6 protein-coding genes are annotated in these 9734 nt (G+C 40.9%); 4 read left to right on the top strand and 2 right to left on the bottom strand.

What is annotated here, in order from left to right:
- Positions 1–531, bottom strand: a 531-nt coding sequence (locus IM319_RS09685) for an RNA-guided endonuclease InsQ/TnpB family protein (RefSeq protein ID WP_425185031.1), incomplete at its 3' end; no start/stop codon positions are given.
- Between the two features lie 217 nt (positions 532–748).
- Between IM319_RS09685 and IM319_RS09680 the strand changes: the two genes are divergently transcribed.
- Complete coding sequence (locus IM319_RS09680; RefSeq protein WP_287735449.1) at positions 749–2947, top strand: phosphoketolase; 2199 nt, start codon at positions 749–751, stop codon at positions 2945–2947.
- A 70-nt stretch (positions 2948–3017) separates the two neighbouring features.
- Here the strand turns inward: IM319_RS09680 and IM319_RS09675 are convergent, their stop codons facing one another.
- Positions 3018–3953 carry a 2OG-Fe(II) oxygenase gene (locus IM319_RS09675; protein WP_287735448.1) on the bottom strand — a complete coding sequence of 312 codons (936 nt, stop codon included), beginning with the start codon at positions 3951–3953 and terminating at the stop codon, positions 3018–3020.
- An 84-nt stretch (positions 3954–4037) separates the two neighbouring features.
- On the opposite strand from IM319_RS09675, the gene IM319_RS09670 reads away from it, so the two are divergent.
- The 3 genes from IM319_RS09670 (at position 4038) to IM319_RS09660 (ending at position 9463) form a co-directional block, all read left to right on the top strand.
- A complete protein-coding gene (locus IM319_RS09670; protein WP_287685011.1) occupies positions 4038–5165 on the top strand; it encodes an ABC transporter permease in 1128 nt (375 codons plus the stop codon).
- A gap of 56 nt (positions 5166–5221) precedes the next feature.
- Complete coding sequence (locus tag IM319_RS09665; protein WP_287735447.1) at positions 5222–6448, top strand: glycoside hydrolase family 10 protein; 1227 nt, start codon at positions 5222–5224, stop codon at positions 6446–6448.
- A 135-nt stretch (positions 6449–6583) separates the two neighbouring features.
- Entirely contained in the window at positions 6584–9463 is a 2880-nt protein-coding gene (locus IM319_RS09660; RefSeq protein WP_287735446.1) for a UPF0182 family protein, read from the top strand.
- Positions 9464–9734 lie beyond the last annotated feature (271 nt).

The following is a 9734-nucleotide window of genomic DNA, read 5'->3' as shown; positions in this document are numbered from 1 at the left end:
TTGCCGTTCTACGTCAATCAAAAACTGGCAATAATAGCCGTCAGCACGTCTAACAACTCTTACCCGTTTAATCTGTTGCTCTGAATAATAAACTAATGTCTTTTGACTACACCATAAATCAAATTCTCCTGCTTTAAAACCATCAGTAAATCTGATTTTACGTCTATCATCTGATAGTTTGTAGCCTGTTAGTTTATACTCAACGGAACGACTATGCTTTTTGAACCGAGGAAAACCCTTTTTCCCTAGTATTTTAGCATGACAATTCTGATAAAACCTATTAATTGATTGCCAGGCTCTATCAGCAGCCGATTGACGAGCTTGTGAGTTTAATTTATCAACCCAAGGTGTCTCTTTATTGTTAGCTAGTACCGCACAAAGCTTTTGGAGGTCATTGCGGGTTGTTCCTTTATTTTCTATCCAATAACGAACACAAGAATTACGCACAAACTGAGAAGTTCTGATAGCTTCATCGAGCCGGTGATATTGCTCTGGTGTTCCGTTTTTTAGCTTTGCTTCTACGACTAGCATCTAACAATCCACGACCATTGGCTAAATTAGGTATAACACAGTTTACCCACAGATGGTGGAATTAAATCGATGCTCCGCGGTTGATATTCTGGTCGGATTTCATCCCCCGCTAATTTTGTTGAGTATCTTGTCGAAAAATGTAGCGGGGGCATTCATCCGACATTTTAGGTAAGATAGTTTTAACGATTGCCTGTATGTAAAGGGGTATATTAATTTCATGACAGCTACTAGCACAATTCCCGATTTTTGTCAAGGGATAAAATATTTTGGGGCTTCCTTACCCGAATTTGATAAATATGCAGGAAAAGCCGCTATCGCTGAGGGAAAAACCGCTATTATTGCCGCTAATGACCCGAATGCTATCTATCAAACCCTCCTAGCCGCCGATGCTTTGCGTTACCTCACCCTACAAATCACCGCTACCAAAGAATCGGGACACCCCGGCGGTTTTGCCAGCGCTGCCGACGTGATTGCCTCTTTGATGATGTTAGGCCAGAAAAATATTTTCACCGAAGTGGGCCATCATGCCCCCGGTTTTTATAGTAACGTCTTTCTCGATCGCTCTCTCGAAGCCATGGGCATCAGCAACGTCAGGGAATTGGGAGAACGTTTTCGGGAAAAACACGGACTTTTAGGGCATCTTTCTGGACAAATCCCCGGACTGCTCGGGCCGGCCGGTCCTTTGGGCCAAGGACAACATTTCGCCATGGCGGCGGCCAAATTACACCCTAATACCCTTTTCCCTGTGACTATCGGGGATGGTGGTTTAGGAGAACCGTACATTATGAGTAGTTTTGGTCATTTTCACACTGCTTACCCTGAAATTACCAATTTTCTGCCGATTTTAGTCTGGAATGGTTATTCCCAAGAACACCATAGCATGGTGTCCCTGAAAACTAACACCGAAATGGAAGCCTATTGGCGCGGTAATGGTTTTGAGGAAGTGATTTTAATTAATGCCAAAGACTTCGATGATGCTAATCAAAATGGGGAATATGTAGATAGCACCAAATTCTCTTTTAACCAGCGTCTGGAGTTCATGAAAGCGGTGTTAATGGCCACGGATAAAGCCGCCCAATTAGCTTTAGGAGGCCAACTAACGGTGATCATTATTAAACAACTTAAAGGGGCGGGAGTTCACAAACGGGGAGCGGCTTCCCATAATCTTTATCCAGGAGATTCTTTAGAAAAAGATTATATCGTTACTGCCTTACAAGAACGCGCTTTACCCCCTGAAGCTTGGGCAATTGTTCGTACTAATTTCGAGCGCTCTGGAGGCGGTCCGGCAGTGGAAACAGTGGTGACGGAAAAAGTCTTCCCGCTGCCAGATTTAGGAACCTTACCGATGACCGAATATAGCGTCGGTGGCGATAAAAAAGTAGCCACCACTGCCATGGGGGAATTAGTGGTAGCTGTGGGTAAAGCTGACCCCAATTTTGTCGTCACTAATGCTGATGGTAATGCAGCTTCGGGAATTAATAATATTAACGTCGGTTTAAAGATTATTCACCCCACCAGCGATGATACCTATTTCCAAGCACCTAACGGTCAAGTTTATGAGCCTTTAAGCGAGGATGCCTGTGCTGGATTAGCCGTCGGTTTATCTCTCTTGGGAGGGCGGACTTTATGGTGTTCCTACGAGTCTTTTGCTATCAATGGTTTACCGATTTGGCAGACTGTAACCCAAGCGATGGCCGAGTTACGTCGTCCCACTCCTTCTACTATTACTTTATTCACCGCCGGAGCCTTAGAGCAAGGGCGTAATGGTTGGACACACCAACGCCCAGAGATTGAAAATTATTTCGCCGCTATGATGCGAAATGGTAATATTTTCCCGCTCTTTCCCTGCGATGCTAACAGTATTCAAGTCTGTTATGAATGGGCGTTAGGAACTAGCAATAAAGGCATTACAATCACCGCTAGTAAATCGCCTTTACCAGTACGAACCACTTTTGAGCAAACCCGTCAAGCTTTAGAAAAAGGCGGCGTAATTCTCCACGAATCGGAAGGCAGTAAAAAAGTCGTTTTTGCCGTCATTGGCGATATGACTTTATTACCCGTCTTTGAGTCTGCACAACAGTTAGAAGCAGCGGGAATCGGTGTAAAAATCGTCTCGGTAATTAATCCCCGTCGTCTCTATCGTCCTGGCGATGTGATGAGTGAAACTAGCTCAGCAGCTGATAATAATTTCCTCGATGATGCTGGTTTTGACAGTCTCTTTGCCGGTGATGCTTTAATCGGAGTAACCGGTGGTACAAGCGCCATGTTAGAACCGATTATGTTACGCAGTAATGCGCGTCGGGATGTCTTCGCTTGGAAACGGGGAGAAACCACCGCCAGTGCCGGGGAAATTATGGCCTATAATGGCTTAACTGCCAATGCTTTAACTGCGCGTGCTACCCAGTTATTAGGTTAAGTTCCCAGTTCGTTTTTTTTTGATTATTCCCTACTCTCTCTGATTGGAGAGTAGGGATTTTTTCATCAGGTCACTTTCGCCAACGGGATAAACTTTTAATCATTTTCCATAGGCGAGGATATTGGAGGGATAGATAGCGTTTAATATGGGATTTTAAACTAACTAAATCCTGAGATTCTTTCAGTTCTCTATCTTGATAAAAACGAATTAAATCATCCCGTCTTTTCAGTAAAATTTTAATTTGTTGGTAATCTTCTGAGCTTAAAACTTGATGGGGTTGAATATTTTCTGGCAGCGGGCGCGGGATGTAAAAAGTTGTATGAGATGGTGATAATTCCTGGCCCGGACGTTCTTTAGTATAGAGATAGATAGAAAGAGATTTACGCGATAAATGCCGTTGATTTTCTGGTAAATTAATCTGAGAAAATCCATGCCATGAATATTCATTGGTTTCAAAAATAACACAACGATTAAAGATAGGTAGAAAAGATTTAATCTTATTTTCTTCTGGTTGACGAGGATTGGAATGTAACTCTAGATTCCCTCCCCAATCTGCTTGCCATTGGGGATTTAAATAGATTAATAAATTCAAGCGGCGATGATACCAATGACGCTCATCGAAGTTAAAATCAATGTGAGGGTCTAATTCTTGACCGTGTAAATTTTCGTGGGTTCCACCCCCATAAAAACTAGGGTCTGGAATTAAATTATCGACACCGGTTAATTCGGAAATTAACTCTAAAAACTCTTTAGCTTGAACGTAGCGGCCAAACTGTTGATAAACACCCCCTAAACCGATTAAATCCTCATTAACCGCCTTGCCGCCAACTTTTCCTAACTCACTAATGGCTTTTTGCGGATTAAAACTCGGAAAATTTTCCAGCAAAATTTGCGCTTGCTCCCCAACTAAAAAATTATCGATGACCAAATGCTTAAACGGTTGCGCTGTCTCAAAATCTTGACGATAGACAGAAGATTTCTCATAAACAAGGGGATTAATAAACATTAGACAGCTTTTTTGTTGGTATGATAAATTATAGCAATCAAACTAGCAAAATAAAGATTAACTCTCCTATTGACCTAATCGCCTATGGACTGGTGGCACAAACTCAAAGATAATCCTCTCGCCCGTTGGGGAGCAGTTTTACTGTTAATCTTCTATTTAAGTGTAATGGCGGCGGATTTTGTCGCTCCCTACTCTCCCTACTCCTCCCAACCCGGTCAGTCTCTCCTACCCCCCACTCAAATCTTTTGGCGCTCGCAGTCGGGAAGTAACAAGGGTGAGTGGATTGGCCCCCACGTCTATCCCACCACTCAAAGTGCTATTAATATAGAAACTGGTGAGCGGAAGCTAATGAGAGATTTTAACAAACCCTTGCCGCTGCGTCTCTTGGTTAAGGGTGAAACCTATAATTTAGGTCAAATTCGCCTACCTTTGCCGCCAAAATGGGAGGAAGTAACTTTATTCCCCGGTATCCCTTTTGATCTCCATCTGTTCGGAGTCATCGGCGATGGTAGAATCAATATATTGGGAACTGACGAATCGGGACGCGATAGTTTTAGTCGCTTGATTTTCGGGGGCAGAATTAGTTTATTTATCGGTTTGGTCGGGATTTTAATTTCTTTCCCTATCGGTTTATTTGTCGGTGGCGTTTCTGGCTATTTTGGCGGTTGGTTAGATGCGATTTTAATGCGTTTTGTGGAAGTTTTAATGACTATCCCCGGCATATATTTACTCGTGGCCCTAGCGGCCGTTTTACCCGCAGGATTAACCAGCACCCAGCGCTTTTTATTAATCGTCCTGATTACTTCTTTTATCAGTTGGTCGGGATTAGCGCGGGTAATTCGCGGTCAAGTTTTATCCCTGAAAGAACAGGAATTTATTCAGGCCGCTAAAGCTATGGGAGCAAAACCCCTTTATATTATTCTGCGTCATGTGCTGCCCCAAACTGCCAGTTATATCATTATTTCTGCTACGTTAGCTGTGCCGGGGTTTATCGTGGCCGAATCGGTTTTAAGTTTAATTGGTTTGGGAATTCAACAACCAGATCCTAGTTGGGGAAATATGCTTTCTCTGGCTACCAATGCCTCAATTATTGTTCTACAACCCTGGTTAATTTGGCCAGCTGCTTTGTTAATTATTCTCACCGTTTTAGCTTTTAATTTACTCGGTGATGGTTTACGTGATGCCCTAGATCCTCGCAATTTAGAGAGATAATTTAGTTATTTTAGCCATTATCAGTGAACAGTCTCCCCACTTCCCCACTTCCCATTATGAATAAAATCAGTAAAACTTTTAATAATTTCGCCGATAGTTTGGTGATTTATAGTCAAAGATACGGGAAAATAAGCTGGTTAATATTTTTAATTATCTTTGCTTTTATCATGACGATAACCTTTAATTTTCCCGCACAATCGACCAATAAAACCCAAGAAAAAACCGAAATTCGTGGAGTTTGGTTAACTAATATCGATAGTGAAGTGTTATTGAAACCGGAAACCCTAAAAGATGCCCTTAATAGGTTGGCTGATTTAAACTTTAACACTATTTATCCCACGGTCTGGAATTGGGGTTATACACTCTATCCTTCTAAGGTAGCAGAAAAAGTTACGGGACGAGCGATCGATCCCCATGAATCTTTAAAAAATCGCGACTTTTTAGAGGAAATAATTAGCCAAGGTCATCGGAAAAAATTAAGAATTATTCCCTGGTTTGAATTTGGTTTTATGGCTCCTGCGGATTCAGAATTAGCAAAACGACATCCCGATTGGTTAACCCAAAGACAGGATAAAAGTGTGATTTGGTGGGAAGGAAAAGTGCATCAACGGGTGTGGTTAAATCCCTTACATCCGCAAGTAAAAAACTTTATTACGGATTTAGTCAGCGAGATTATTACTAACTACGATATAGAAGGAATTCAGTTTGATGATCATTTTGGTTATCCCGCCGATTTTGGCTATGATGAAACCACGATTAAACTCTATCAAAGGGAACATTCGGGACGATTACCACCGCAAGATTACCAAGATAAAGCATGGATTCAATGGCGGGCCGATAAAATTACTGACTATATGAATAGTTTAGCCCAGACGATTAAAAAGCGCCAACCTACAGCGATTATTTCCCTATCTCCTAATCCCTACACTTTCTCCCTAGAATCCTATCTTTTAGATTGGCAAAAATGGCAAGAAAAAAACTTGATTGATGAGTTAATAGTACAAGTGTATCGAACTGATATGAACGCCTTTGACTGGGAATTATCGCAACCAGAATTACAGCAAGCTAGAGAATCTATCCCCGTGGCTATTGGGATTTTATCTGGTTTAAAAGGTCGTCCGATTCCGATGGTTAATATTACTCAACAAGTGGAAAAATCGAGACAACAAAATTTTGGTGTTTCTTTCTTTTTCTACGAAACTTTATGGAATATCAGCAATGAATCTCCTTCCTATCGACGCAGGATTTTTCGGGAAATACTCCAGTCTGCTAATCCTAGCTAAAATTGCTGACTTTAAGCGAAATTATCGCCCTAACCCCGCTATAGTTTCTTAAGTTTATCTTTAAACTAAGAAAAAGCAGCAGGGAGAAACTAAAATCGCTAGAATGAAAGAAGACTCTCCCTTATCTTTTTATCCATGCTGATCAGATCTAACCGAAGCTCGATCGCTAAACCTATTTTACTGTTTCTTGGCTGCCTTGTGATCGGGCAGTTGGGGATATTAGTGGTAGCCAATAGCCTCTGGTTTACCGAGATGGGTTATTTAAACACTTTCCTGAAGCAATTATCTTGGCAACTGGGATTAGGTTGGGGAAGTGCGATTCTTTCTCTACTCTTTATTTTTACTAATTTACGTTTAGCCCAGCGTTTTCGTTGGCAAAAACCCCGGGAAGATAGTTATCCTCTTAGTTCTCAATCTCCTAGTATTAATTTACTCGGTCTTTTGATTATCGCAACGGGAATTGGAGCTTGGATCGGGTCAATGTTATTGTATTACAGTAAACTAGCCCTCAGTCTCTGGACACCAGATTTTAATCTCCCTAACCTTAGTTCTTCCCTAAGTTCTCCTCTGGAAATAGTTTGGATTAGGCAAGTATTAACCGATATTTCCAGTAATCTGTGGCAAGGGGTAATTATCGCTCTTTTAGTCTTGGGATTATTAATTAAAACCGAGTATTTTTTGCGAATAATATCTATAGTATTCACTGTAATGCTATCTCTTATTATTGCTGGGCAGTGGGCGAATTTTTTAAAATATTTTTATGGTGTTCCTTTCAATATTAACGATCCTCAATACGGGAATGATTTAGGTTTTTACATCTTTCAATTACCCCTGTGGCAGTTACTAGAATTATGGCTCGGTGGTGTGGGAATATATACTCTTTTTGCTGTTAGTTTAACCTATCTTTTTTCGGCCGATAGTCTTTCTCTGGGAACATTTCCGGGGTTTTCCCGTCCGCAACTGCGTCATTTATACGCCCTGTGGAGTGGGTTAATGGGGCTGCTAGTATTACACCATATTATTCAGCGTTACCTGCTACTTTATTCTCCCGAAGGAGTAGTTTATGGTGCGGGTTATATCGATATTCATGTTGGCCAATTTATTGAAATTATTCTGGGAACTATTGCAGGAATAACCTCTATATGGTTAGGAGAAAAAGCATTATTTGGTAAAATAAACCGTCGCAAATTACACAAAACTACCAGGAAAAAGTTGGTATTTTCCCCCTACTTAGTTCCTGTATTTCTCTATTTAATTGTTTGGACAAGTGGCACAATTATCAGTGGAGCATTACAAAAAATAATCGTACAACCGAATGAATTAGTGAGAGAAAGACCCTATATTGAAAGAAGTATTCAATCCACAAGAGCAGCTTTTTCCTTAGATAGAATTGATGCCCAAGTTTTCGATCCACAGGCCGAATTAAATGCCGAAGTTTTAGAGAGAAATCATCTAACTATCGATAATATTCGTCTTTGGGACACCAAACCACTGCTAGAAACTAACCGACAATTACAGCAAATTCGCTTATATTATAAATTCCCCGATGCTGATATTGATCGCTATAGGGTACGAGTAGGACTGCCTGAAAAAATCGAGGAACGTCAAATATCTGAAAAACAACAGACCATTATTGCCGCTAGAGAATTAGATTATAGTGCGGTTCCCACTTCTGCTAATACTTGGGTGAATAAACATCTCGTTTATACCCACGGTTATGGGTTCACTCTTTCCCCGGTTAATTTAGTGGCTGCCGGGGGTTTACCCTACTATTTTGTCAAAGATATCGGCACAAATAAAGACGAAGGGGCCCTACAAACCTCTAGCGAATTAATTGATTATAGTATTCCCATTGGTAAACCACGCATTTACTACGGGGAATTAACTAATAATTATGTGATGACTCCCACCACCGTAGAAGAATTGGATTTTCCTAGCGGGGATGGAAATGTCTATAACACCTACGATGGTAAGGGAGGAATCCTAGTGGGGACGGGGTGGAGACGTTGGCTATTTGCCCTTTATCTACGGGATTGGCAAATGTTATTTAGCCAAGATTTTACTCCCGAAACTCGCTTATTAATGCGTCGTGATATCCAAAATCGCGTGCAAACTATCGCCCCTTTTTTAAATTATGATCGCAACCCCTATTTAGTAGCGGCAGATGTGGGGGATAGTAGTAGTAAATTACATTGGATTATTGATGCTTATACTATCAGCAATCGCTATCCCTATTCTGACCCGGGGAAAGATAAATTTAACTATATTCGCAATTCGGTCAAAGTGGTAGTGGATGCCTATCATGGAACGGTGAATTTCTATGTTGCCGATGAAAATGATCCAATCATTCAGACCTGGAGTAAAATCTTTCCTCATCTCTTTAAATCTTTATCAGAAATGCCAAAAACTATCCGCAGTCATATCCGTTATCCCGAAGATTTATTTAGTACCCAAGCGGAAAGATTATTAACCTATCACATGACCGATCCGCAAGTATTTTATAATCGGGAGGATCAATGGGAAATTCCCCTAGAAATTTACGGCACGGAACCCCAGGCTGTATCACCCTATTATTTAATCATGAAACTGCCCGATTCCGACAAAGAAGAATTTATTCTCCTCCATCCCTATACTCCCTCTAGTCGGCAAAATTTAATCGCTTGGTTAGCAGCGCGTTCAGATGATAGAGAGTATGGTAAGTTATTACTCTATCAATTTCCTAAACAAAGGTTAGTGTATGGACCGAATCAAATTGAGGCTTTAATTAACCAAGATCCAGATATTTCTCAACAGATTTCCCTTTGGAATCGGGACGGTTCTAAAGTTTTGCAAGGACACCTATTAATTATTCCCATTGAACAATCTCTGCTTTATGTAGAACCTTTGTATCTAGTGGCAGACCAAAATAGTGTCCCGACAATCGCTAGAGTAACAGTTGCTTATCAAAATAAAATTGTCATGGAACCAACCTTGAAGGAAGCTTTAGAAAAGCTATTCTCAGGTCATCAGAGCTAAATTGCTGCTAATTGGCCACAAATTAGCAAGAAAGCTGATGTTGGTTCCAGAACAATCCTCCATATCCCCGAATTTGCCCGGAAAATTGCCTGGCAAATTCTCGTAGATTGAGAAAGATAATAATAGGTTGCTGGTTAATCAGCCAATTTCAAAATCCAGTATCATCAAAGGATTGAGTTATTCTTTTAATTGGAAAAGTGGGCAATTAATTCTGTGCGAGATGAATTAATTATTAAAGGGGTAAACTCCTCCACTGGTAATAATAAAATGC

It is taken from the genome of Microcystis sp. M113S1 (assembly GCF_020246945.1).
Lineage (GTDB): Bacteria > Cyanobacteriota > Cyanobacteriia > Cyanobacteriales > Microcystaceae > Microcystis.
The sequence above is the reverse complement of the archived record's forward strand: the minus strand, read 5'-3'. Positions and strand labels throughout refer to the sequence as shown.